Origin of the sequence: Janibacter massiliensis (assembly GCF_900289115.1) — a bacterium.
Classification (GTDB): Bacteria; Actinomycetota; Actinomycetes; order Actinomycetales; family Dermatophilaceae; genus Janibacter_A; species Janibacter_A massiliensis.
The window spans coordinates 1-1,193 of record NZ_LT985207.1 but is presented as its reverse complement, the minus strand read 5'-3'; the positions used below and the strand labels follow the sequence as shown (position 1 = coordinate 1,193).

The following is a 1,193-nucleotide window of genomic DNA, read 5'->3' as shown; positions in this document are numbered from 1 at the left end:
CCCGTGGACCCTCCACCCGCCCCCGTCGGGGATCCGCCCGATCTTCTTCACGTGGGGCCTGACCCTTGTTCGTGGACACGCTGATTCCAGCATTGGCTGGGGAAGCGAGATCATGAACCATGGCCAGAAAGAACTACTCCGAGGAGTTCCGCCGGCAGGCGGTCGACCTGTATGAGTCGACTCCGGGAGCGACGCTCCGCGGTATCGCGGAGGACCTCGGGATCGTCCGGGGAACGCTGCGGCAGTGGCTGGAGACTCACGGGACCGGGAAGAAAACGGCGGCTGACGGCACGCTGACAGACAGCCCGTTGCGGTCCGCGCCGACGGCTTCCACATCGGATCCTGATGAGCCGCTCGAGCAGCGCGTGGCACGGCTGGAGGCGGAGAACGCCCAGCTGAGAGCCGAGACGACGAAGCTCACCACAGAGCGGGAGATCCTCCAGAAGGCCGCGAAGTATTTCGCCGGGGAGACGCGCTGGTGAGTCGCTTCCAGTTCGTCGCCGAGAACTCCACCACCTACCCGGTGAAGCGACTGTGCGAGCTCGTCGAGATCGAGCGCTCCTCCTACTACGCCTGGCAGACAGGCACCCCAGCTCGGTCCGCGCGGGCCGCTTCCGATGGCGAGCTGCTCGAGCGGATCCGCATCATCCACGCGGAGGACGATGCCCAAGGCGTCCCGCGGATCACGGCCGAGCTCAACGACGGGGCCGCGCCCGAGGACCGCCTCAACCACAAGCGGGTCGCCCGCGTGATGCGGGAGGCCGGACTCAGCGGGTACGTCAAGAAGCGCAAGCACCGCACGACGGTGCCCGAACCGGCCGACCAGGTCGTTCCTGACCTGCTGAAACGGGATTTCACCGCCGAGGCGCCGAACCAGCGCTACGTCGGCGACATCACCTACCTGCCGCTGTCCGAGGCCAGTGGCGGCGGGAACCTATATCTGGCGACCGTGATCGACTGCCACAGCCGCCGTCTGGTGGGATGGGCCATCGCCGATCACATCCGCACCGACCTCGTCGCCGACGCGCTCAAGGCCGCCGCCGCGACCCGTGGATCTCTGGCAGGAGCGATCTTCCACAGCGACCACGGGTCGGTCGGCGGATTCAACTGGTCGTCGCAACACCTCGATCATGGAGGTGTTCAGGGATGGCGACGAGCGACTGGCGTAGGAAGACCAGCGATGTACCGGAGGG

General features: G+C 67.0%; 1 pseudogene. It reads left to right on the top strand.

The features are described 5' to 3' along the window. Positions 1 to 119 precede the first annotated feature (119 nt). Positions 120 to 1,096: pseudogene (locus DAA34_RS12025) on the top strand (IS3 family transposase); the annotation flags it as partial. Positions 1,097 to 1,193: the final 97 nt, after the last annotated feature.